General features: G+C 67.5%; 18 protein-coding genes. 8 read left to right on the plus strand and 10 right to left on the minus strand.

The window, feature by feature from the left end; genetic code table 11:
* Nucleotides 1–162: 162 nt before the first annotated feature.
* The gene (locus ASF61_RS17120; protein WP_056158439.1) at nt 163–1764 is read right to left on the minus strand and encodes a methyl-accepting chemotaxis protein; all 1602 of its coding nucleotides are present in this window, start codon (nt 1762–1764) and stop codon (nt 163–165) included.
* Nucleotides 1765–2044: 280 nt separating this feature from the next.
* Between ASF61_RS17120 and ASF61_RS17125 the strand changes: the two genes are divergently transcribed.
* The 6 genes from ASF61_RS17125 to ASF61_RS17150 all read left to right on the plus strand — a co-directional run bounded on the left by ASF61_RS17125 (nt 2045) and on the right by ASF61_RS17150 (nt 9828).
* Entirely contained in the window at nt 2045–4102 is a 2058-nt protein-coding gene (locus ASF61_RS17125) for a S9 family peptidase (protein ID WP_056158442.1), read from the plus strand.
* Nucleotides 4103–4148: 46 nt separating this feature from the next.
* Nucleotides 4149–4778, plus strand: coding sequence for a TetR/AcrR family transcriptional regulator (locus ASF61_RS17130; RefSeq protein ID WP_056158956.1), 630 nt, complete (start codon nt 4149–4151; stop codon nt 4776–4778).
* 61 nt (nt 4779–4839) lie between these two features.
* On the plus strand, nt 4840–5997 hold the full coding sequence (locus tag ASF61_RS17135; RefSeq protein WP_056158445.1) for an iron-containing alcohol dehydrogenase: 1158 nt from the start codon (nt 4840–4842) through the stop codon (nt 5995–5997).
* Between the two features lie 36 nt (nt 5998–6033).
* The gene (locus ASF61_RS17140) at nt 6034–6714 is read left to right on the plus strand and encodes a type 1 glutamine amidotransferase domain-containing protein (RefSeq protein ID WP_056158449.1); all 681 of its coding nucleotides are present in this window, start codon (nt 6034–6036) and stop codon (nt 6712–6714) included.
* 66 nt (nt 6715–6780) lie between these two features.
* The gene (locus ASF61_RS17145; protein WP_162242010.1) at nt 6781–7104 is read left to right on the plus strand and encodes a PsiF family protein; all 324 of its coding nucleotides are present in this window, start codon (nt 6781–6783) and stop codon (nt 7102–7104) included.
* 165 nt (nt 7105–7269) lie between these two features.
* The gene (locus ASF61_RS17150) at nt 7270–9828 is read left to right on the plus strand and encodes a chemotaxis protein CheW (RefSeq protein ID WP_056158455.1); all 2559 of its coding nucleotides are present in this window, start codon (nt 7270–7272) and stop codon (nt 9826–9828) included.
* A gap of 54 nt (nt 9829–9882) precedes the next feature.
* Here ASF61_RS17150 and ASF61_RS17155 read toward each other — a convergent pair whose 3' ends face one another.
* On the minus strand, nt 9883–11196 hold the full coding sequence (locus tag ASF61_RS17155; RefSeq protein ID WP_056158458.1) for an MFS transporter: 1314 nt from the start codon (nt 11194–11196) through the stop codon (nt 9883–9885).
* Between the two features lie 211 nt (nt 11197–11407).
* Here ASF61_RS17155 and ASF61_RS17160 point away from each other — a divergent pair, with 211 nt between their 5' ends.
* Complete coding sequence (locus ASF61_RS17160; protein ID WP_056158461.1) at nt 11408–12040, plus strand: head GIN domain-containing protein; 633 nt, start codon at nt 11408–11410, stop codon at nt 12038–12040.
* A gap of 1 nt (nt 12041) precedes the next feature.
* On the opposite strand, the gene ASF61_RS17165 is transcribed toward ASF61_RS17160, so the two are convergent.
* Entirely contained in the window at nt 12042–12920 is an 879-nt protein-coding gene (locus ASF61_RS17165) for a head GIN domain-containing protein (protein WP_056158463.1), read from the minus strand.
* Nucleotides 12921–13063: 143 nt separating this feature from the next.
* On the opposite strand from ASF61_RS17165, the gene ASF61_RS17170 reads away from it, so the two are divergent.
* The gene (locus tag ASF61_RS17170; protein ID WP_373994557.1) at nt 13064–13414 is read left to right on the plus strand and encodes a nucleotide pyrophosphohydrolase; all 351 of its coding nucleotides are present in this window, start codon (nt 13064–13066) and stop codon (nt 13412–13414) included.
* Nucleotides 13415–13616: 202 nt separating this feature from the next.
* On the opposite strand, the gene ASF61_RS17175 is transcribed toward ASF61_RS17170, so the two are convergent.
* The 7 genes from ASF61_RS17175 to ASF61_RS23445 all read right to left on the minus strand — a co-directional run bounded on the left by ASF61_RS17175 (nt 13617) and on the right by ASF61_RS23445 (nt 22336).
* Nucleotides 13617–14495 (minus strand): S9 family peptidase, encoded by an 879-nt coding sequence (locus ASF61_RS17175; RefSeq protein WP_056158466.1) that lies wholly within the window; start codon nt 14493–14495, stop codon nt 13617–13619.
* 114 nt (nt 14496–14609) lie between these two features.
* Complete coding sequence (locus ASF61_RS17180; RefSeq protein ID WP_056158469.1) at nt 14610–17135, minus strand: TonB-dependent siderophore receptor; 2526 nt, start codon at nt 17133–17135, stop codon at nt 14610–14612.
* A 57-nt stretch (nt 17136–17192) separates the two neighbouring features.
* The gene (locus ASF61_RS17185; protein ID WP_082491777.1) at nt 17193–17729 is read right to left on the minus strand and encodes a RidA family protein; all 537 of its coding nucleotides are present in this window, start codon (nt 17727–17729) and stop codon (nt 17193–17195) included.
* A gap of 15 nt (nt 17730–17744) precedes the next feature.
* Nucleotides 17745–18158 (minus strand): cytochrome c, encoded by a 414-nt coding sequence (locus tag ASF61_RS17190; RefSeq protein ID WP_056158472.1) that lies wholly within the window; start codon nt 18156–18158, stop codon nt 17745–17747.
* Nucleotides 18155–19825 carry a flavin monoamine oxidase family protein gene (locus tag ASF61_RS17195; protein ID WP_082491778.1) on the minus strand — a complete coding sequence of 557 codons (1671 nt, stop codon included), beginning with the start codon at nt 19823–19825 and terminating at the stop codon, nt 18155–18157. Before ASF61_RS17195 ends, ASF61_RS17190 begins: the two co-directional genes overlap by 4 nt.
* 331 nt (nt 19826–20156) lie before the next feature.
* Nucleotides 20157–22199 (minus strand): Mu transposase C-terminal domain-containing protein, encoded by a 2043-nt coding sequence (locus ASF61_RS17200; protein WP_056158474.1) that lies wholly within the window; start codon nt 22197–22199, stop codon nt 20157–20159.
* Nucleotides 22199–22336, minus strand: a complete 138-nt coding sequence (locus tag ASF61_RS23445; protein ID WP_156369623.1) for a hypothetical protein — start codon at nt 22334–22336, stop codon at nt 22199–22201. Before ASF61_RS23445 ends, ASF61_RS17200 begins: the two co-directional genes overlap by 1 nt.
* Nucleotides 22337–22438: the final 102 nt, after the last annotated feature.

The raw sequence follows: 22438 nt of genomic DNA on the forward strand, positions 1-22438 counted from the left end.
GTGTAGCACGTCGCCACACTGCCGGCGACACTGCCGAGTCTACTCCATGTGTCGAAGTGCAAAGATTACCAATCGGTAGGGAAACCGGCACAACCGGAAGTCGGGGCGGCAAGCCAGGACCGCACAGCAGCCCGGGAGTCTGGCCGGCAGCCAGGCCGACAGTCAGGCCGGCAGCGCAACCCGCGCCGGCGCTGACGAGCGGCCGTCGCGGCCATCGCCGCCGTCGAGCCGGAACTGGCTGACGATCTGCGCCAGCGCCCGCGCCTGGTCCTGCATCGATTCGGCCGCCGCTGCCGCCTGTTCCACCAGCGCTGCGTTCTGCTGGGTCACGCCGTCCATCTCGGTGACGGCCTGGTTGATCTGTTCGATGCCCTGCCCCTGCTCGGCGCTGGCGGCGGCAATGTCGGCCATGATGGCGGTCACGCTGTCGATGCTGGCCACCACTTCGGCCATGGTCTGGCCGGCCTGCTCCACCAGCGCGCTGCCCTGCCCCACCTGCTGCACCGAAGCGTTGATCAGGGTCGAGATTTCCTTGGCGGCGGTGGCCGAGCGGTGCGCCAGATTGCGCACCTCGGTCGCCACCACCGCAAAGCCGCGTCCCTGCTCGCCGGCGCGCGCCGCTTCCACGGCCGCATTCAGGGCCAGGATGTTGGTCTGGAAGGCGATGCTGTCGATCACGCTGATGATGTCGGCCACCTTGCCCGACGAGGCGCGGATCGACTGCATGGTATCGACCACGCTCGACACCACGGCGCCGCCGCGCGCGGCCACCTCGGACGCGGTCTGCGCCTTGCGCTGCGCCTCGCGGGCATGGTCGGCATTGTGCCGCACGGTGGACGTGAGCTCTTCCATCGACGATGCGGTTTCCTCCAGCACGCTGGCCTGCTGCTCGGTGCGGGCCGACAGATCCTGGTTGCCGCTGGCGATCTCGGTGGACGCCGAGGCGATGGTCTCGGTGCCGCCGCGCACGCGGCCGACGATCTGCTGCAGGTTGCCGCTCATGATGTGCAATGCGTGCAGCAGCTGCCCGGTCTCGTCGCGCGCAAAGCGCTGGTGGCGCGTGCGCAGGTCGCCGGCGGCCACCGCCTCGGCCAGCGTCACGGCCGTGCCGATGGGGACCACGACCGAGCGCGTGATCAGCCAGGCGCCGGCAGCGCCGCCCGCCAGCGCCAGCACGCCGAGCAGGATGATGGTCAGGCGCGTGGCGGCGATGCGCGCGCCGATCTCGGTCACGGCGTCGTGGGCGATCTGTTTTTGCAGCGTGGCCAGGCCGCCGATGGTGGCCTGCAGCGCGTCCAGTGCCGGCAGGGTGCTGCCCATCAGCTGGGCGCTGGCCTGCTCGCGCCGGCCGTCGGCCAGCAGCGCGCTGACCTGCGAGAACGACTTCACGTACGCGGCGCGGTCGGTCTTGAACTGCGCCAGCAGCGCCTTGCCTTCCGGCCGCCGCACCAGCGCGTCGAGCACGGCCACGGCGTCGGTGATGGTTTGCTTGTTGCCGTCGATTTTGGCGCGCAGGCGCTCGCTGTAGGCCCGGTCGGGCGCCATGAACAGCTCCATGGTGTAGCGCGCGTTGGCGCGGGTGGTGGCGTCGATCAGGGCCACGGCGTCGGCCTTGACCATGTCTTCCTGCACCAGCTGTTCGCTGCGGTCGCCAATGCCGGTGATGCGCGTGATCGAGATGACGGCCTGCGCGGCCATCATCAGCAACACCGCTGCAAAACATGCACCCAGCCGGGTGCCTATCTTCAGATCCTGGATGCGCATACGTCCTCCGTTACCGCTGCCGACCGACAGCATCGACCGATGGTAGCGATTTAATTGACGCGATGCAACAACGGGCAGCATCGGCAAAGCCGGTTTTGGCATCACTACAACGCTCTGCCGGCGCACCTGCCATCCCGGCATTTGGCCGTTATTTTGCCGTTCAAGCCGCGCCGACGACGGTCTGTCGCATGGTGGCCGCAACCGCGGCAACTGCCGCTACCATAGCTGTGCGTGTGCAAATTGCCATGCTTGATCATTCCGCCACTTCGACGAGGTATACATGAACCGCAACGTCCTGCACCTGTCTTTCCCGCTGTTGTCACTGCTGCTGGGCGGCGCCCTGCCCGCCCATGCCCAAGATGCTGCCGCACCGGCGGCGAGCGCGGCGCCGGCGGCCGAGGTACCGCTGATCGAGCGCGCCAAGATCTTCGGCAACGCCAGCAAGTCCGGCGCCAACATCAGCCCGGACGGCAAGTGGCTGTCGTGGATCGCACCGCGCGACGGCGTGCTCAATGTGTGGGTGGCGCCGAGCAGCGACCTCCGTCGCGCCAAGCCGCTCACCGACGAAAAGTCGCGGCCGATCCGCGGCAGCTTCTGGGCGCCCGACTCGCGCACCGTGCTCTACATCCAGGACAAGGGCGGCGATGAAAACTTCCTGCTGTACGGCGTCGATGTGGTGTCCGGCAAGCAGACCAATTACACGCCGTTCGAGAAGACCCGGGTGCAGATCGTCAACATCAGCGACAAGATCAAGGACCGCATCCTCATCGGCGTCAACAACCGCGATCCGAAGTGGCACGACGTGCACAGCCTCGACCTCAAGACCGGCAAGCTGACGCTGGTGCAGCAGAACGACGGCTACGGCGGCTTCGTGGCAGACGAACAGCTCACCTTGCGCCTGGCGATGAAGGCGCGTCCCGACGGCGGCGCCAGCTACTACCGCATCGTCAACGGCAAGATCGAGACCGCCCCGGTGACCGAGGTCGGGCTCGACGATTCCCAGACCACCGCGCCGCTCGGGTTCACCACCGATGGCAAGACCCTGTACTGGACCGACTCGCGCAACCGCAACACCTCGGCGCTGCTGGCGCAGGATGTGGCCAGCGGCAAGACCACCGTGGTGGCCGAAGACCCGCGCGCCGATATCTCCAACGCCCTGCTCGACAAGCGCAGCGGCCGCGTGCTGGCCTACGGCGTCGATTATCTGAAGCAGGAATACGTGCCGCTCACGAACGAACTCAAGGCCGACCTGGCCTACCTGAAGCAGCACATCAAGGGCCAGTTCTTCCTCAGCTCGCGCAACGAGGCCGACGACAAGTGGCTGGTCACCGTCGATCCGGTCACGGCGCCTTCGTCCACCTGGCTGTACGACCGCAAGGCCAAAAAGCTCAGCCAGCTGTACGTGAGCCGGCCGGAACTCGACGGCGCGCCGCTCGCTGCCATGCATCCGCAGGAAATCAAGGCGCGCGACGGCCTGACGCTGGTGTCGTACCTGACCCTGCCCAAGTCGGTCGATCCGGCGGGCACGGGCCGTGCCGGCAAGCCGGTGCCGCTGGTGCTGATGGTGCACGGCGGCCCGTGGGCGCGCGACCGCTACGGCTACAACAGCTACCACCAGTGGCTGGCCAATCGCGGCTACGCGGTGCTGTCGGTGAACTACCGCGGCTCGACCGGCTTCGGCAAGAACTTCATCTCGGCAGCCGACCTGCAATGGGGCCGCAAGATGCACGACGACCTGCTCGACGCGGTGGACTGGGCCGTCAAGAACGGCGTCACCACGCGCGACAAGGTCGCCATCATGGGCGGCTCCTACGGCGGTTACGCCACGCTGGCCGGCCTGGCCTTCACGCCCAAGGTATTTGCCTGCGGCGTCGACATCGTCGGTCCGTCGAACCTGTTCACGCTGCTGCAGACGATCCCGCCGTACTGGGAGGCGGGCAAGCAGCAGTTCTACAAGCGCATGGGCGACCCGACCACCGAAGAAGGCCGCGCCCTGCTCAAGGAACGCTCGCCGCTCAACTTCGCCGCCGACATCGAACGCCCGCTCCTGATCGGCCAGGGCGCCAACGACCCGCGCGTCAACGTGCGCGAATCGGTGCAGATCGTGGACGCGATGAAGGCCAGGAATATCCCGGTCACCTACGTCGAATTCCCCGACGAAGGCCACGGCTTCGCGCGCCCGGTCAACAACATCGCCTTCAACGCGGTGACCGAAAACTTCCTCGGTAAATGCCTGGGCGGCCGCGCCGAACCGATCGGCGGCACCATCAAGGCTTCCACCGCCGAGGTCAAATACGGCGCCGAATTCGCGCCCGGCCTGACCGACGCGATGAAGTGAGCCTACAGAACTAGACGACTGGTCTAATCATGCTATGATGGTGGCCATGAAAGCTGACTACACCGACGTTCGCCAGCACATTCTCGATCAGGGGAAGGCCATCATCACGCGCAAGGGTTTTGCCGGCGTGGGCCTGAACGAGATTTTGACGGCGGCGGCCGTGCCCAAGGGGTCGTTCTACCATTACTTCAAGTCGAAGGAATTGTATGGCGAGGCCTTGCTGGCCGACTACGTGGCGCAGTACCTGGTGCACATGGATGGCTTGCTGGTGCAGCCGGGCAAACCGGTGGCGTCGTGCCTGATGGCTTACTGGGACAGCTGGTTCAGCGACATGGGCGAGGCCACTGGCGAGGCGGACAGCTGTAATGTCCGCTGCCTCGTGGTCAAGCTCAGCAGCGAGGTGGCCGATATGTCGGAGCCGATGCGCGTGGCCCTGCGCGACGGTACCGACCAGATCATCGCCCGCCTAGCCGCCGCCCTCGACCGCGGGGTGGCCGACGGTTCGCTGCCGGCCGTGCCGGATCCGGCCGACCTGGCGCAAACGCTGTACCAGCTGTGGCTGGGCGCTGCCCTGCTGACCAAGCTGCGGCGCGAACCGAGCGCCCTGCATTCGGCCTGGCGCACCACGCTCGCACTGCTGCAGCTGGCGCCGTCTGCCTATCGGGCACGCGGATAAACCGCCGGCGTTTTTTTTTGACACCGATTCTAGACGACCAGTCTAATAATAAGGAGCAACAATGAACAATTTCGACTTCCATAACCCGACCCGCATCGTGTTCGGCGCCGACACCGTCGGCAAGCTTGCCACCCTGGTACAGCACGACGCCCGGGTACTGGTCCTGTTCGGCGGCGCCAGCGCCGAGAAAACCGGCACCCTGGCCGAAGTGCGCGCCGCGCTCGGCGAGCGCACGGTGCGCGAGTTCGGCGGCATCGAACCCAATCCCAGCTACGAAACGCTGATGCGCGCCGTGCAGCTGGTGCGCGAAGAACAGATCGACTTCCTGCTGGCCGTGGGCGGCGGTTCCGTGATCGACGGCACCAAGTTCGTCGCGGCGGCCGCGCTGTACGACGGCGAGCCGTGGGACATCGCCCGGCAGGGCGGCGCCAATGTCGTGCGCGCCCTGCCGTTCGGCACGGTGTTGACGCTGCCGGCCACCGGGTCCGAAATGAACAACGGCGGCGTGGTCACGCACAAGGCCACCCAGTCCAAGCTGGCGTTCCGCCACGCCCTGCTGTTCCCGGCGTTCTCGATTCTCGATCCGCGCAAGACCTATACCCTGCCCACCAGGCAGATCGCCAACGGCCTGGTCGATGCCTTCGTCCACACCACCGAGCAGTACCTGACCTACCCGGTCGATGCCCGCGTGCAGGACCGCTTTGCCGAAGGCTTGCTGCAAACGCTGGTGGAGATCGCGCCGCAGGCCGTGGCCACGCCCAACGACTACGACACGCGCGCCAACCTGGTGTGGACCGCGACCCTGGCCTTGAACGGCCTGATCGGCGCAGGCGTGCCGCAGGACTGGGCCACCCACATGATCGGCCACGAACTGACGGCACTGTACGACATCGACCACGCCCGCACGCTGGCGCTGGTGTTGCCGGCTCTGCTCGACGTACAGCGCGAGCAAAAACGCGGCAAGCTGCTACAGTTTGCCGAACGCGTGTGGGGCATCACCGACGGCAGCGACGAGCAGCGCATCGACGCGGCCATCGCCCGCACCCGCGCCTTCTTCGAGGGGCTCGGTATTCCGACCCGCCTGGCCGCCTACCAGCTCGGCGACGAGGCCGTGGAAGCCGTCCTCAAGCAATTGCAGGCGCACGGCATGACGGCGCTGGGCGAGCATGGCGATATCGACCTGGCGCGCAGCCGCAAAATTTTACAGGCAGCACTCTGATCCACCACCTCAACTGACGACCGACAAGGACACGCTATGAACATACTGATGGTACTGACCTCGCACGACCAACTGGGCGACACCGGCAAGAAAACCGGCTTCTGGCTCGAAGAATTCGCCGCGCCGTATTACACGCTGAAAAACGCCGGCGCCAAGCTGACCGTGGTGTCGCCGGCTGGCGGCCAGCCGCCGCTCGATCCGAAAAGCGACGAAGCCGATGCCCAGACCGAAGCGACCAAGCGTTTCAAGGCCGACCCGGAAGCGCAAGCCGTGCTGGCCAATACCGGCAAGCTCGCCGACGTCAAGGCGCAGGACTTCGACGCCGTGTTCTACCCGGGCGGCCACGGCCCGCTGTGGGACCTGGCCGAGAACCGCGATTCGATCCAGCTGATCGAAACCATGATCGCTGCCGGCAAGCCGGTCGCCACCGTGTGCCACGCGCCGGGCGTGTTGCGCCACGTGAAAGCAGCCGACGGCACGCCGCTGGTCAAGGGCAAGAAGGTCACCGGCTTCACCAACACCGAGGAAGAAGCGGTCGGCCTGACCAAGATCGTGCCGTTCCTGGTGGAAGACATGCTCAAGCAAAACGGCGGCAACTACTCGAAAGTGGGCGACTGGCAATCGTACGCGATCACCGACGGCATCCTGGTGACCGGCCAGAACCCGGCCTCGTCGGAAGCGGCGGCCGAGGCGCTGCTGAAACTGCTGGCAAAATAAAGCTGTTCCCCGCGTGGCCAACCGGCGTATAGTGATTTGGCGACACATTTTCTGTCGCGCCATCCTATCAATGCGAGGTCACTCATGAAAAAGCTGTTAGTTGCCGGCATGCTGCTGGCGTTGAGCGGCGCGGCGTTTGCCGCCGAGCCCACCGCCCAGCAAACCAAGATGAAAACCTGTAACGCCGAAGCCACGGGCAAGAAGGGCGAGGAGCGCAAGGCATTCATGAAGCAATGCCTGAGCGCCAAGCCCGCGGCGCCAGCAGCCGCGGCGGAACCCGAGATTCCGCTGAGCCAGCAAAACAAGATGAAAAAATGCAATAACGACGCGGTCGGCAAAAAAGGCGACGAGCGCAAGGTCTTCATGAAAGCCTGCCTGAGCGCCAAGTAACACGACCGACGTCAGCCGTATCCCAGAACGCCACCGGTGCCCTGCGCCGGCTGGCGTTTTTTTTCGCGCACCCGCACATTGCCGGGCTGGCACATAAATTGCACTAAACATACTTTTTGTGATCGACCACGAGTAATGAACGCACATCCCCTACCGCGTTCGGACATGTTTTTACCCTACATGCCGGACGTCGCGCGCTGCGAGCTGTCGCTGCGCGAACTGAACCAGATGTGGCAGCTGATCGAATCGTCGGCCAGGATGAACTGCCCGGCCGAGGCGCGCCTGCTGCTGCCTGCCATGGTGACCACCCGCACCGGCTTCGCGCAGCTGGAACAGTCGCTGATCACCAACCTGGTGCAGGAAAAAGTCAAGCAGGTGCTGACCAGGCTCGGCACCCAGGCCCGGTATGCGATCGACATCCTGGTGCGCAACCTGTTCGAGCGCACCGCCGATGTCGGCTTCCTGGCCACCGATGCCGACCTGTGCGCCTTCGTTGCCGGCAGCGACCATGCCGGCGCCGCGCTGGACGCGGCGCGCCGGCGCCTGGCCGCCTACCGCGACAAGTACACCGTGTACGACGATATCGTGCTGCTCGATACCGCCGGCCGGGTGCTGGTGCAGGCCGACATGGGCACGCCGGTGCTGCGCAGCGCCGATCCGCTGCTGGCCGCCACCCTGGCCGCCGACGGCTACGTGGAAACCTTCCGCGCCACCGACCTGCGGCCCGGCACATCGCGCGCGCTCGTGTACTCGCACCGCATGCGCGACTCGCGCAGCGGCGAGACGGTCGGCGTGCTGTGCCTGTGCTTCAATTTCGAGCACGAGATGGACGCCATCTTTGCCGCCTACCGCGATCCGTCGCACCGCGCCAACATGCTGCTGCTCGACGCCGACAACCGCGTGGTCAGCAGCGCCGACCCGCTGTGGATCCCGCCCGGCGTGCGGGTGCCGGTCAATGCCGGCGGCGCCGCCCGCCCGCTGCTGTTCGGCGGCCGCGAATACCTGGTGCAGACGTTCGGCTGCACCGACTACCAGGGCTATCCGGGGCCCGCCGGCTGGAAGGCGCAGCTGATGGTGCCGCTCGACCTGGCCTTTCGCGACAGCGGCGCCGACGCCATGGACGGCATCGATGCGGACCTGGTGCAGGGTCTGCTCTCGCACGCGCAGGCCTTCAGCCCGCCCCTGCATGCGCTGATGACGGCCGTCACCCGCACCACGCGCACCATCGGACGCATCGTCTGGAACGGCAAGATCACCAGCCGCAGCGGCGCCGATGACGACGTCAATACGGGGGCGGGAGCGGGCCGCAACCGCCTCAACACCATCCTCGACCAGATTACCGGCACCGGCGCGCGCAGCGATGCGCTGTTCTCGCGCTCGATCCGCGACCTGTACCAGACCGTGCTGGCCGCCAGCATCGGCCAGGCCGAGCTGACCGCGCAACTGCTGGTGGACATGCTGGACCGCAACCTCTACGAGCGTGCCAACGACTGCCGCTGGTGGGCGCTCACCGCCCAGCTGCGCAGCGGCCTGGCGCAGCCGGGCCCCGGCCAGGAAGCGGCGATCGGCGCCGTGCTGGCCCAGATCAACCGCCTGTACACCGTGTATGCGCGGCTGTTCTTGTACGACCGCCAGGGCCGTATCGTCGCTGCCACCGGTACGCAGCCGCTGCCGCGCAGCCAGGTCGATGCGGCCACGCTGGGCCGCGTCTGCGCGCTGCGCAGCGACCTCGATCACCATGTCGAGCCGTTTGCGCCATCGCCCCTGTACGGCGATGCGCCGACCTTCATCTATCACGCCGCCATCCGCCACCCGGGGCAGCCATCCACCGTGGTGGGCGGCATCGGCGTGGTGTTCGATGCAGGCCCGGAGCTGGCCAACATGCTGCACAGCGGCGTGGCGGGACGGCGCAATATGCACGCCTATTTCATCACGCCCGAGCGGCAGGTGCTGGCCAGCACCGACGCCGCCCACCCGCCCGGCGCCACGCTGGCGCTGCCGGCCGCGCAACTGGCCACGCTGCTGGCGGCAGTCGACCGCTGCGGGCGGGGCAGCGGTTCGCAGATCATGGAGTATGACGGCCAGTACGTGATTGCGGCCTGCTCGCGCGCATCCGGCTACCGCGAATTCCGGCGCGGTGCGGGGGTGGAGCAGCCGGTACTGGCGCTGCTGCTGGAATCGTTCGGACCGGTGCGCGACCGGCGCGAACTGGCGGCGCTGAGCGCGCAAGGGGCGCCGGTGGAACAGGCCGAGGCGGTGGCGAGCGGCGGCGCCGACTACGCCATTTTCCACGCCGGCCGCGCACTGATGGCGCTCGCAGCGCGCGCGGTGCAGGAAGCGGTGCCGTTCGCCCGCGTGCAGCGGGCGGCGGGCAACTACCCGGCCCGCGTGGGCATGCTCGACGTGGCGCCGGGCGGCGGCAGCAAGCAGTTCGTGTGGGTATTCGACCTGGCGCTGCTGGCCACCGGCAGCGCCGCCACCATCACCGACAACAGCCAGGTGATGCTGGTAAACTTGCGCAGCGGGGGCAGCGGCGCCGGCACCATCGGCCTGCTGGTCGATGACCTGCACTCGGTGCAGCAGTTCGCCGACAGCGCGCTGACCGCCTCGCCGATTGGCGCAGGCAGCCAGGCGCTGGCGCCGAGCCTGATCACGGCCAACGGCGGCAAGCTCCTGATCGAGGCGATCGACCTGGAACGGCTGGCCTTGCGGCTGGGGTTGTGACGCCCGGTAGCGGGGCCGGGCTTTGACGCTGCGTCCGGCCGGCCTGTCACCACCTTACGGTTGTGCAGTGCCTTGCGCAGCGCTGCGGCGGCGGTACAGGAACAGCGTTGCCAGCAGGCCGCAGACGGCGGCAAACGTGAGCCACCAGCCGGGCGCACTCTTGTCGCCGGTGGCCTCGATCAGGCCGGTGGCCACGGCCGGCGTGAAGCCGCCGAAGACGGCGGTGGCCAGGCTGTAGGCCAGCGAGAAGCCCACGGTGCGCACTTCCACCGGCATCACTTCGGTCAGCGCCACCACCATTGCGCCGTTATAGCTGGCGTACAGGAACGACAGCCACAGTTCCACTTCCAGCATGCGGGTAAAGCTCGGGGCCTGCACCAGCCAGTGCAGCGCCGGCCAGGCGGTCAGGATGGCCAGCACCGTGCAGCCGGCCAGCAGCGGCCGGCGGCCCACGCGGTCCGACAGCGCGCCCATCACCGGCAGCCAGATGAAGTTCGACACCCCCACGCACAGCGTCACCAGGAGCGCGGCGCTGGTGGTCAAATGCAGCACCGACTTGCCGAACGTGGGCGTGTACACGGTAATCAGGTAGAACGACACGGTGGTCATCGACACCAGCATCATGCCGGCGACGATCAGGCCCCAGTTGGCCGCCATCGAGCGGAAGATCTCGCGCAGTTCGGGGCGGTGCTTGCGGGCCTTGAACTCCTCGGTCTCCTGCAGCGAACGGCGGATCACGAACAGCACCGGCACGATCAGGCAGCCGACGAAGAACGGCAGACGCCAGCCCCACTCGCTCACCTGGGCGGGAGCGAGCAGCTGATTCAGGCCGAAGCCCAGTGCGGCAGCGGCAACGATGGCCACCTGCTGGCTGGCCGACTGCCAGCTCACATAAAAGCCCTTGCGGCCCGGCGGCGCCATTTCGGACAGGTAGACCGACACGCCGCCCAGTTCCACGCCGGCCGAGAAGCCCTGCAGCAGCCGGCCGGTCAGCACCAGCAGCGGCGCAGCGTAGCCGATGGTGGCGTAGCCGGGCACGCAGGCGATCAGCAGGGTACCGGCCGCCATCAGCGCCAGCGTCACGATCAGCCCCTTGCGGCGGCCCACGCGGTCGACATAGGCGCCGAGGATGATGGCGCCCAATGGCCGCATCAGGAAGCCGGCGCCGAAGGTCATGAAGGTCATCATCAGCGATGCCACTTCGTCGGTGGCCGGGAAGAAGGCAGCGGCGATGGCGTTGGCATAAAAGCCGAACAGGAAGAAGTCGAACATCTCCATGAAATTGCCGCTGACGACACGGAACACGGTGCCGATGCGCGATGGCGCGGCGGGCGGCGGGCTGGAAATGCTGGAAGGAATGGCTGACATGGCTACCTCTGCGTTAAAAAACTGTCTGCCATTATTGATTTTTTCATTTGTAAAGTAAATCGGTAGTTTTGCCAGTGTTTTTGCGGCGCCGCCCCTGCTTGCGTAGCCGGGCTGCAACAAATTAGGTATTTCGCAACGATTCTTCGCTGCCGCCATGGCGTGCCAGTAAAATCGTCGCGACGGAAAAACCTGCACTTCGATCGAGGAAACCATGCGCCGCATCCTGCTTGCCACCCTGTTCACCGCCACCCTGCCCCTGCCCTGGACCGTGCACGCTGCCGACGCGACGCGCCAGGTGGCGCCCTTCATCGCGGTCAACGCGCGCGGCGCGTTTGCCATGACGGTGGAAGCGGGCAAGGCGCAATCGGTCAGGGTCAGCGGCGACGACGCCTTCGTGAATGCGCTGGAAACGCGCGTGGTGGACAACGAACTGGAAATTACGGTCAGCGGCAAGCTGCCGCGCAGCGGCAGCAGCAACGCCCACGTCACCATCACGCTGCCGTCGCTCAGCCGCGTCAAGGTGGAAGGCGCCGGCGAGACCATCATCACCGGCGTGGCCAGCGACCGCCTCGATATCGGCTACCAGGGCGCCGGCCGGCTGACCGCCAGCGGCAAGGTGCAGTACCTGCGCCTGAACGCCAGGGGCGTGGGGGAAGTCGACACCAAAGGTCTGCACGCCGAGCGCGTGGACGTCAACTTCAGCGGGGTCGGCGATGTGAAGGTGTACGCCAGCGACACCGTCAACGCCGTGGCCAAGGGCATGGGGTCGCTGACGTACTACGGCAAACCGAAGACGGTCAACAAGTCGGCGTCGGGCATCGGCAGCGTCAGCGCCGGCGACTGACTCACTGCACCAGCGTGATGCGCTTGCCGCTGACGCTGCGCTGGGCCGGGTTGCCGTACACGGTGATGCTGCCCGAGCCATTGCTGCCGGCTACCAGCGACCCGCTGGCCATCGCGGTCACGCTGCCCGACCCGTTGGTGGCGATGTCGGCGTCGCGGCTGGCGAGACCGGCCAGGTCGGCGCTGCCCGAACCGCTGAGGCGAACCCGCAGCCGTTCGACACTGCCGCTGGCGCTGGCGCTGCCCGACCCGCGCTGATCGAGCGTCAGCGACTGCCCCTGCAGGCGGCCCAGCTGCAGCCGCCCGGAGCCGTTCAGGGTGGCGTCGATGGCGGTGCTGGCTAGGCCGCTGGCGTTCATGCTGCCCGACCCGTTGAGACGGACATCGAAGCGGCCCACGCGGCCTGCGATCTCGGCCTCGCGCGAGCCGTTCAGGCGCAGGTCGAAGTCGCCGCCATCGAGGCCGCTCACCAGCAGCCGCCCGGAACCGCTGGCCTCGGCCTGGCGCAGGCGCGGCACGGTCAGCGTCACGCGCAGCGGCGAGGTCGTATAGATGCTGCCCTCGGTACGCACGCGCAAGGTGCCGCTGCTGGCGTCGGTGCGCAGCAGCGGCAGCAGGTTGCTGTCGCCCTCCACCGTCAGCGACGGCGCCGGTCCCACCCGCACCGTCACGATCAGCGAGCCGTTGATGTCGACGCCGTCCACGCCGGCGCCCACGGCGCGCTGCTCGGTCACTACCTGGCCGTTGCCCCTGACCGCATCGCCGCCGAAGGCCGACTTGATCTGGGCGTTGCCGTCTTCCGGCACCACGATCACGGCGCAGCCGGCGATCAGTGCGAACAGCGGAACCAGGGCGGAAGAAGTAAGGGCGAAACGGCGCATGGCAAAATTCCTGTCAGTGATGATGTCGATAGGGCCACTGTAGCGGCAACACCGGGCGCGCCAGGACGCCATGCGACGGACGGTCGGATTCGGGGACTGAACTGCATTTTCGCGCGGCCGGCGCCGGTGCTACCATGGCGGCCATGAACCCGACCCCCGACAGCCTGGCGCACCTGCGCACCCTCACCCGCCAGTTCGCCCGCGAGCGCAACTGGGCGCCGTTCCACACGCCGAAAAACCTGGCCATGGCCCTGTCGGTGGAAGTGGCCGAACTGGTCGAACATTTCCAGTGGCTGCCCACCGGCGCCGACGCCGAACTCGATGACGACGCCCGCCTCGGCATCCGCCACGAGCTGGCCGACGTGCTGCTCTACCTGGTGCAGCTGGCCGACCGGACCGGCGTGGACCTGCACGCCGCAGCGCTGGAAAAGATGGCGCTCAATGCGGCGAAATACCCGGCCGACCCATCGGCCGGCCTTCCCGCAAAACGCTGACCGGCCCGACACTGTTGGTCCCGCCGCCGCCACCGCGCCCACCGCAACCGTCAGGACTGCTGGGGTAGCAGCGGTAGCAGTCGCGGCAGTGGCGGCAGCGGTAGCAGTGGCAGCAGCGGCAGCGGCAGCGGCGGCAGCAACAGCGGCAGCGTCGGCAGCAGCAGCGGCAACGATGACAGTTCCCTCAGTACTGCTCAGCGTCCTACTTGGCCGGCATCCCCAGCGCCTGGCGGATCTGCGCGCCGACGATGCGCCAGGCGTTGGAGGTGGCCGAGACTTCGTCGTAGTGGCTGGCGCCCGGCAGCACCACGACGTCGGCGGCATCGCCGGCGGCCCGCGCGCGGCGCGCGTAGTCCTGGCCCACGCGCGGCGGCGCAATGGTGTCGCGCTCGCCGTGGATCAGCACCGTGCGCACGCCGGCCGGCAGCAGCTCGGCCGGCGAGGTGTCGGCATACACGTCGGGCCGGGCCGCGCTGGGCAGGCCGGCCAGCTGCGCGGTGCTGCGGTCGCAGCTGGTCTGGATCAGCGCCGCCTCGTTGCGCAGGTCGGCCAGTCCGCCCAGGCTGATCACCACCGGCACCGGCAGCGGGTCGGCCACATATAACGGGCTGGCGCCGGGCAGGCGCGCGCGCGACGCGGCCCACTGCGCCAGATGGCCGCCGGCCGAATGCCCGACCAGCACCAGTCGCGCCAGGTCCAGCCGGTACTGCGGCGCCAGCGCGCGCAGGCGGTCCATGGCCGTGGCCACGTCCTGGTACATGCCTGGATAACCGCCGCCCTCCTCGTCGTAGCGGCGGTATTCGATATTCCATACCGCCACGCCCTGCGCGGCCAGCGCACCAGCCATATTGCGCATCTGGACGATGCCGCCGAACTGTTTGGTCCAGCAGCCGCCGTGGATGATGGCCGCCACCGGGTGCGGCCCCGGTCCGGCCGGTGCGTACAGCTCGGCGAACTGGGACGGCGCGGCGCCGTAGGCGATGTGCGCGGTAGGCGCCGGACCGGTCATGGCCAGGTAGTCGTCGAGCGACATCGGGGCAGTGACGGCGGCGGCCAGCACGGTGGTGGCGATCAGACTCATGAAGGGGTCGGCTCCGGGTGGGCGTCAGTGGGGAAGCGGCCATGCTACACGAAAAAAAGGCCGTCCCGGACAGCGGACGGCCAATCCCCCCAACGACCAACCCGTCGTGCCGGGTTAAAACTTGTAGCTGGCGCGCGCGTAGTAGTAGCCGCCGTTGATGCCGAACGGCGAGAACGACGGCAGCACCGTGACGGCGGCGTTGTCGAGCGCCGCGCGCTGGTCGGCCAGCAGCGCGGGATTGACGCCGTTCGGATACAGGTTGAACAGGTTGTTGGCGCCGACCGCCACCGACCAGGCCCGATCGATCCGGTAGCCCACCTCGAGGTCGGTGATAACGCGGGGCTTGATCTCGGTCTTGTGGTACACGGCGCCGTCTTCGCTGTCGTAATTGCTCGACTTGCCGTAGATCGCCTCGCGCAGGTTGACGGTCCAGTTACCGATCTTCCACAGCGCGCCCAGGTTCAGGCGCAGCTTGGGCGACGCCGTCTCCAGGTTGGAGATGGCGGTCTTGTCGAGCAGCGTTTGCGGCACCAGCTCGGTGGGCGCCTGGTTAATCTTGGTTACCTCCACCTTGTTGTAGTTGGCGGCGGCCGACCAGTCCACGCGGCCGTAGGTGCCATAGCTCTCGTTGAGGGTGGCGACGAATTCCAGGCCGCGGCTGCGCGTGTTGACGGCGTTCGAGAAGATGTTGATGCCGGTCTGGCTGACGGTGCTGTCGAGCACATTGCCGTTGGCCAGGATGGCTGCCGTCACGGCCGGCGAATTGACTGCACCGCCCGAGCCGTACAGCGCGCCGGAGCCGACGATGCGGTCGCGGATCTTGATCTGGTACAGGTCCAGTGTCAGATTCAGGTTGCTGGCCGGGTTGAGCACCATGCCCAGGCTGATATTGCTCGACTTTTCCGCTTTCAGGCCGTTGACGCCCACCAGCCGCGCGCCCGGCGAATTGGGCGCCAGCTGCACGAAGGCGCTGACCGGGCCGACGTTGGTGGCCGAGTAGTACGATTCGGCCAGGGTCGGCGCGCGGAAGCCGTTGCTGAGGGTGCCGCGCACCGCCGCCATCGGCGACACCTCGTAGCGCGAGGTCAGCTTGCCCACGCGCGCGCTGCCGAAGTCGCTGAAGTGCTCGTAGCGGCCGGCCAGGTCCACCGTCAGGTCGGGGATCGGATTGCCGGCGATGTCCACGTAGGCGGCCTTGTTGCTGCGATGGTGCTTGCCGGCGTCGGTCAGCGAAAAGCCGGGATACGATTGCGAGCCTTCCTTGTAGCGCGAGGCCGGATCGCCGGCCTCGATCTCGTACTGGTCGACGCGGTATTCGAGGCCGCCGGCGACGGTGAGCGGCTTGCTCCAGCCGACGTCGACTTCGCGGCTCGCTTCCAGCGTGGTGGTGGTCTGGGTGGCGATGAAGGCGCCGGCCGAAAACTCGGTCGGCGAGGCGCCGGTATCGGCAAACAGCGACGCGTTGACCGAATCCTCGACGCCGATGCGCGACTTGTCGCGGCCATAGGTGGTGCTGATCTCGGTGCGCCAGTCGCCGATCCTGCCCTTCACGCCGATGGTCATCGCTACGTCGTCCTGCTTGATCGCTTCCTTCGGCGAGAAGCCCTGCGGGTACAGGGCCGGCACGCGGTTCGGCAGACGGTAGTTTTCGTAGGCGCTCGCCTCCTTGCGGCCGGCGGTCAGGATCGCATACAGCTGGCTGTTGGGGTCGAGGTCCCAGCCGAAATTCGCGGCCAGCACGTGCAGGTGGTAGGCGGCGTCGCCCTGGATCTTGTTCAGGTACGGGTAGCCGGGCAGTTGCGTCAGGCCCGGTATCTTGGCGATGTTGCCGGGATCGACCACGCGCGGATCGATGCCGCCACGGTCGCTGTGGCCGTGGTACTTGGAATCGAGGGTCACGTTGAGGAAGGCGTCGGGGAACGGTTCCACGCCGAAGTTGACGGCGCCGCTGGCCGAGCGTCCGCCGCCGTCGCCGTAACCGCCGCCGGTGGCCGTTGCGCTGCCGCCGTGGTTGTTCGACTTGAGGATGATGTTGATCACGCCGGCGATGGCGTCGGAGCCGTACTGGGCGGCCGCGCCGTCCTGCAGCACCTCGATATGGTCGATGGCGGCTACCGGGATGTAGTTGAGGTCGGCCGCTGCACCGCCCTGGTACGGTCCGCCCAGCACGGCCAGGTTGGCGGTGCCGTGGCGGCGCTTGCCGTTGATGAGCACCAGCGTGTTGTTCGGGGACAGGCCGCGCAGGCGCGCCGACAGGGTCAGGTTGGCGGTGTCGCCGCCGAAGGCCTGGGCCGTAAACGACGGCAGGTTCTGCGCCAGCGCCTGGATCAGGTCCGGCTGGCCGGTGCGCTGCAGCGAGGCGGCGTCGAGCACCTGGATCGGCGAGGCGCTGTTCTCGGCCTTCATGCCGCTGGCGCGGGTGCCGGTGACGATCACCGACGTGGTGGCAGCCGCCGTCGCCGTGGCGGCGGCGTCGGTTGGCGTCACCGCTGCTGCTGCGGTGGCAGTGGTGGCGTCGGCGCCGTTGTCGGCAGCGGCCGGCGCCGCATGCGCGCTGGCAGCGCTGAGTGCCAGCGTGGCCAGCGTGGCCAGGGCGGACAGGACGGCGGCAGCGCCAGCCTTCATCGTGGTCTTGTGCATAGTTTTAGATCCCCATTTTTAGATAGAACAGTACAAAGGCAAGACGTGAAGCCGTGCTTATTTTTTCGCCGCGACCACCTCGATTTCGACCAGCCAGCCCGGGTTGCTCAAGCCCGCTACCTGCACCACGGCGCGCGCCGGCAGGTTGGGCTGGCTGCCGCCGAAGTACTGGGTATAAGCGTCCATGAAGCCCTTGGTGTCGGCCTTGCCGCCCTTGGCGGGATCGCCGACCAGGAACACCTGCATCTTGACCACGTCCGACATCTGCAGCTGCATGCCTTCGAGGATGTCCTTGATTTTCTTGAGCACCGTCGCGGTCTGGGTCCTGGTGTCGCCAAAGGCGGCCGGCGTATCGGCTGCAGCCGCCTTGTCCACCACGGCCGGCACCTGGCCGCTGATGAAGTGAATGGTGGCGGTGGGCGGGATGCTGACGGCCAGCGCGATCGGGAAATCCGAGTTCGGAATCTTGTGGCGCACGATGTCCGCGGCCGGCGCGGCGGGCTTGGCGGGTACGGCCGCCTGCACGGCGCCGGACCACAGGCCGGCTGCCGCAAAGGCGATCGGGGTCAGAACGGTGGCAGCGATATTCTTCATCTTTCTCTCCGGTGGTTAGTGTTTGTTCGACATCTCGGCGGCGCCGTATTGCGCCACGCCCAGCGTGGTGCGCAGCTGGCGGATCTCGTCTTCGGTCAGTGCATCGGCCCGGTTGTCCCAGGCGCTGCGCACATAGGTGAGGATGGCGGCCAGGTCGCGGTCGTCGATGGTTTCGGAAAAGTCGGGCATGCCGCCGCGTCCCTTGAGCAGCACGCCCGCCACGGCAGCGTGGTCGCCGGTGACGAACTTGCTGCCGGCCAGCGCCGGGAACGCGCCCGGAATGCCCTTGCCGCTGGCCTGGTGGCAGGCCGCGCAGTTTTTCATGAACAGCGCCTTGCCGTCCGGGCCCTGGGCCAGGGCCGGGGCAGCGGCCAGCAGCGCCGTGGTCACCAGAGCGCTCATCAGGGAAGTGGTGAAGAGGGGCTTCATGCGCTGGCCCTCGCGTGGATGCGGGCGATCTGCTGCCAGGCCGATTCGATAGCGCCGGCCTGCCAGCCGGTCAGATAGCTCAGGTGTTCGCCGGCCAGCATGATGCGGCCCTCGCCCTCCACCAGCGTCGGGTAGGCAGCAGCGCGGGTCTTGTCGGTCCATTCGGCCCAGCCACCGAGGTTGTACTGGACCCGGTGCCAGGCCACGGAAAAGGCGTTCTCGTATTCCTTGCGGTACTGCGGGAAGATTTTTTCGCCGGCAGCGAGCGCGAATTCGGCGCGTCCGGCCGGCGACAGGGCGCTGACCTCGATGGCGGCGGTCTGGTACTGGTAATAGCCGAGCACCACGCCCTTCTGCTTCTGCCAGTTCGACGACGGCAGCGAGATCGTGTTAATCCCGCGCAGGTCGGTCAGCACGTGGCCGCCGTATATCTGCTCGTCCTCTTCCCAGAAGCGGCGCTTCATCTGCAGGCCGATCTTGCCCACCGGGGCGTAAGCCACGGTAGCCACGGCCTGCTTGAACCTGTCCGAGAAATCGGTGTCGATCTGGCGCAGCACCGACAGCGGTATCGTGCACAGGCAGTAGTCGGCCGTGACGGTGCCGCCCTTGCCGCTGGCTGTATCCTTGAAGGCGATGGTCACGCCCCGGTCGTTCTGGCGGATGGTCTGCACTTCGGCGCGGTAGCGGATCACCTTGCCCAGGCGCTTTTCGAACGCCTTCGGGATCGCGTCCATGCCGCCCACCGGCTGGAACATGGTCGCCTGCATCGGGAAGTCGTGCACTGCGCTGTACACATTGCCCAGCTTAGATTCGAGCAGGTCGTGAAAGCCCAGCGGGTCCGACGGTTTGCCCGGTCCCGGTTCCATGCCGGCGCCCGGATAGACGGCGTAACCGCGACCCGGGCGGCCACGGTAGGTCAGATCGCCGGCCGACAGCTGGCCCTCGTGCACCAGGTAGTCGAGCAGCAGGCGCCGGTCGTCGGCGCTCAGGGTCTGGTCCAGCTGCCCGTTCTTGATCGACTTGGCCAGCAGCTCGTCGACGTGACCGCGCATATCGGCCTTGACCTCCTTGATGCGCATGCGCTTGCCCGAGAACGGTCCGGCGTTTTCGGAATACACGTACGCGTGGTCGTTCTCGTTGACCATCACTTCGAGCGGCACTTCGAACAGGCGCGTATAGTGCAGCGTGGACTGGTGGTGCAGCGGGATGCGCCACGGGCCGTGGTTGATGTAATGGCCGGCGTCGAAGGCGCAGGTCTGTTTCTCTCCTCCGAGCTCGGTCAGGGCGAAGCCCCGGCGCGCACTCTGGCAGCGGCCGCCGGCAAACTCGCGCGCTTCGAGGATCTGGCACTGGTAACCGAGCTTGCCGAGTTCGTAGGCCGCGGTCAGGCCGGCCAGGCCGGCACCGAGGATCACGACCTTCTTGCCCTTGCCGCTGCCGGTCAGCGCCGGCGGCCCGGATACGGTGGAATTGATGCCCATGCCCCAGGCGTTCATGGTGGTCAACAACAGGCCGGTGCCGCCCACCGCCGCCGCCCGGTACAGGAAATCCCTGCGGGTGACGGCTGCGCCCGGGCCGGAAGGGCCAGAAGAAGCAGCCGACCCGGCCGACCCAAATGAACTAAACGATTTAAACGGTGTAAACGGTTTTACTGTTTTGCTATCCATCTGCTTTCCTCGCCAGTCTGCTGAAAAATCCCTGGGGTGACTTGCGTCCCCATAGTCCTCTCATAGCAAACGGCATGCCATATTTGAAAGCCAAATAAACATCATTCCTGGCGGTCGACAGGCAGTACCGGCGTGCGAAAAAAGTCGTTACGTCACTGCGATGTTCCCGGCGGCGGTCGGCCGCGAGACCCGTTCGCCGCCACACTTTATTTTTCTGGAACAGACTTTATTGACGGCCCCGCAGGTCACCGCAAATGGATCCGTGCGCGCAGCCGCGCACCACCACATGGCGGCGGTGCATTGCGGCAGGACGAAAAATAAGGGAAAGGAGTCAGCCGGCAAAGCTGAACTGGGCACGGGCGTTGCTGCGCGTGCCGGCGCTGGCCGCAGGCTCGCCAACGGCAACGGCGGCAGGCAGATAGGCCATTTCCACCGCGCTCAGGTGGTGGCGCACGCCGCTGGCGTCGGCCAGGTGGCAGGCGTGGAACTGCCTCGGCGCGGCAGTGTCGAGCAGGTAGATGGTGTCGAGGCTGGACGGGTCGTACGCCACCTTGACCTGCCAGCCGCCGCGCTGGCGTGCACGGTCGTACCAGCGCTCCTGCACCGCGCGCGCACAGGTATAGATGCTGCCGGCGAAATGCAGACCGTCGCTTCCGACCAGCGCCGGCGCCACCGGCATCAGGCTGCAGCGCACCAGGTGCTCGGGATAGGTCTTGAGCGCCCCGCCCCGGTGCTGCGTGCCCCAGTGCCACAGCACCGCCGGCGCCGGCGAACCGTCGCTGCCCTGGCAGTTGTTGTAGTACAGGATGCAGTCGATGACGATGCGGGTCAATTGCGCCACATCGAGCACGCCGTCGAGCCGGCACGGCTTGCCGGCGGCATGCGCCCCCTGCACCAGCTCAGGCGCCAGCAGCCGGAAACGCCGCGCCAGCACCTGCTGCCAGTTGCCGGGGCCATGGTCGGCAGTCACGCAGCGCAGGTTGAAATTGGTGTGCAGCGTGCCGAAGTCGCCCCACTCGGCGCCGGCCAGGCCGGCAATCGGCGCGGCCGCGAACAGGATGTCGGGCAGATGGCGGCCCGGCCACTGCGCAGCCTCGATGCGGCGGCCGAACTGCTGGCAGTAGCGCTGCTTGTCGATGCAGCAGCCGGCCAGCGCCAGCATCGCCTGCGGCCAGTCGGCCGGCCCCAGCCCGACATGGATGCCGGTCACCAGCCCGCTGTAGGTGTCCTGCACCACGTAGAGATGGGGGCGGCCGATGGCCTGTGCGCGGTCGGCGCGCGACACCAGCTGCACATCGGCGCACACCACGTCGAGCCGGTAGCTGGCGCCGGGCCGGTCGCCAATCGAGCGCCAGGCCGCCCGCGCGACGCCGGCAGCGGGGTCGGCTTCGGTGCCGGCGGCGGGGTCGACTTGAGTGCCGGCTGCGGGATCGACCTGGGCGCCGGGTGCCGGGCCGGCTTGGGCGCCCGCGACGGGATAGACCTGGGCGCGGGCTGCGGCGCCGGCGGCAACGGCCAGCGCGGACGCCGCCGGCCCCGCATGGCGCTGGCCCGCAGCGGCCATGGTTGGCGGCGCGGCGCCGCCGTGACGGCGCGCCACTTCCGGCGGATGGTCATGGTCGTGGTCGAGCCAGTAGTTGAACTGGCCGAAGGTGGGCAGCATGGCGGCGCTGCGCTGCGGCGCCGCCTGCACCCGGCCGCTGGCCGGATCGATGTGGCGCTCGGCGAAGAACTCGTCGAGCATCTGCCGGTAGGCGCCCAGGCGCGAAAACTTGCGGTGACCGGCCGCATAGCGGGCAATCGCCACCCGGAACACGCGGCGCACCTCCTCGTCCGCGTTCACGCCCGGTCCGGCGTCGGCGCCGTTCTTGCGCGGCCGGCCGCGCTTGACGCCTTCCGACGATTGCCGCACCTTGCCCTTGCCGCCGGAATTGCAGTAATCGGGCAGCAGCGCATTGGGCGTCTGCCCGCGCTGCCAGTAGCGGCGCAGGTAGCGGTAAACGGTGGGATGCGACACCTGGTGTTCGGCGGTGGCGCGGGCAATCATCTGGCCGCGCTGGCGCGGGTCGTAGATGTCCGGCTCCTGCGCCACCAGCGCGGCGATGATCTGCCAGGCGCGCGCGCGCAGTTGCAGGTACTTGGGTGGCAGCAGTTCCTGGCTGACCACCATCAGGTAAGGATCGGCCGGCAGGACGCTGGCGCGGCCGGCGCGCAGGTCGTCCAGCAGGTCCGGCAGCTGGACCAGCACCACGTCCGCCGTGCGGGCGCAGACGTCGTAGACGTAGGCGTGGCGCTGACCGGGATCGATCCACAAAACGCGGACGGTGCGCGCCGATGGCTGCGGGTAATGCAGCAAATCGTTGCGCAGTAACATCAGCGCCCCTTGCCGCCAGCGCCGAACGGCCGCGTATCGACCATGATGGCGTGCTGGCCGACACCGGCCTTATCGCGCAGCAGCGGCGGCTTGATCGCGTCGATCAAGGTATTCCACAGTTTCCTGAATGGCGTCATTGCGAGCTCCAGTCCAAACGACATGTCTCCAGGTTGAGGTGCGTCAGGCGCACCGTTTATGACATTTGTATGAAATCAATATGCAAAAAGCGGGCCACCCTG

Origin of the sequence: Duganella sp. Leaf126, from assembly GCF_001423125.1 — a bacterium.
Lineage (GTDB): Bacteria > Pseudomonadota > Gammaproteobacteria > Burkholderiales > Burkholderiaceae_D > Rugamonas.

Bases quoted from the DNA above. Each gene is read 5' to 3' on its own strand.
- ASF61_RS17120 (WP_056158439.1), bottom strand. From the start codon at position 1,764: ATGCGCATCCAGGATCTGAAGATAGGCACCCGGCTGGGTGCATGTTTT.
- ASF61_RS17125 (WP_056158442.1), top strand. From the start codon at position 2,045: ATGAACCGCAACGTCCTGCACCTGTCTTTCCCGCTGTTGTCACTGCTG.
- ASF61_RS17130 (WP_056158956.1), top strand. From the start codon at position 4,149: ATGAAAGCTGACTACACCGACGTTCGCCAGCACATTCTCGATCAGGGG.
- ASF61_RS17135 (WP_056158445.1), top strand. From the start codon at position 4,840: ATGAACAATTTCGACTTCCATAACCCGACCCGCATCGTGTTCGGCGCC.
- ASF61_RS17140 (WP_056158449.1), top strand. From the start codon at position 6,034: ATGAACATACTGATGGTACTGACCTCGCACGACCAACTGGGCGACACC.
- ASF61_RS17150 (WP_056158455.1), top strand. From the start codon at position 7,270: ATGTTTTTACCCTACATGCCGGACGTCGCGCGCTGCGAGCTGTCGCTG.
- ASF61_RS17155 (WP_056158458.1), bottom strand. From the start codon at position 11,196: ATGTCAGCCATTCCTTCCAGCATTTCCAGCCCGCCGCCCGCCGCGCCA.
- ASF61_RS17160 (WP_056158461.1), top strand. From the start codon at position 11,408: ATGCGCCGCATCCTGCTTGCCACCCTGTTCACCGCCACCCTGCCCCTG.
- ASF61_RS17165 (WP_056158463.1), bottom strand. From the start codon at position 12,920: ATGCGCCGTTTCGCCCTTACTTCTTCCGCCCTGGTTCCGCTGTTCGCA.
- ASF61_RS17170 (WP_373994557.1), top strand. From the start codon at position 13,064: ATGAACCCGACCCCCGACAGCCTGGCGCACCTGCGCACCCTCACCCGC.
- ASF61_RS17175 (WP_056158466.1), bottom strand. From the start codon at position 14,495: ATGAGTCTGATCGCCACCACCGTGCTGGCCGCCGCCGTCACTGCCCCG.
- ASF61_RS17180 (WP_056158469.1), bottom strand. From the start codon at position 17,135: ATGCACAAGACCACGATGAAGGCTGGCGCTGCCGCCGTCCTGTCCGCC.
- ASF61_RS17185 (WP_082491777.1), bottom strand. From the start codon at position 17,729: ATGAAGAATATCGCTGCCACCGTTCTGACCCCGATCGCCTTTGCGGCA.
- ASF61_RS17190 (WP_056158472.1), bottom strand. From the start codon at position 18,158: ATGAAGCCCCTCTTCACCACTTCCCTGATGAGCGCTCTGGTGACCACG.
- ASF61_RS17195 (WP_082491778.1), bottom strand. From the start codon at position 19,825: ATGGATAGCAAAACAGTAAAACCGTTTACACCGTTTAAATCGTTTAGT.
- ASF61_RS17200 (WP_056158474.1), bottom strand. From the start codon at position 22,199: ATGTTACTGCGCAACGATTTGCTGCATTACCCGCAGCCATCGGCGCGC.
- ASF61_RS23445 (WP_156369623.1), bottom strand. From the start codon at position 22,336: ATGACGCCATTCAGGAAACTGTGGAATACCTTGATCGACGCGATCAAG.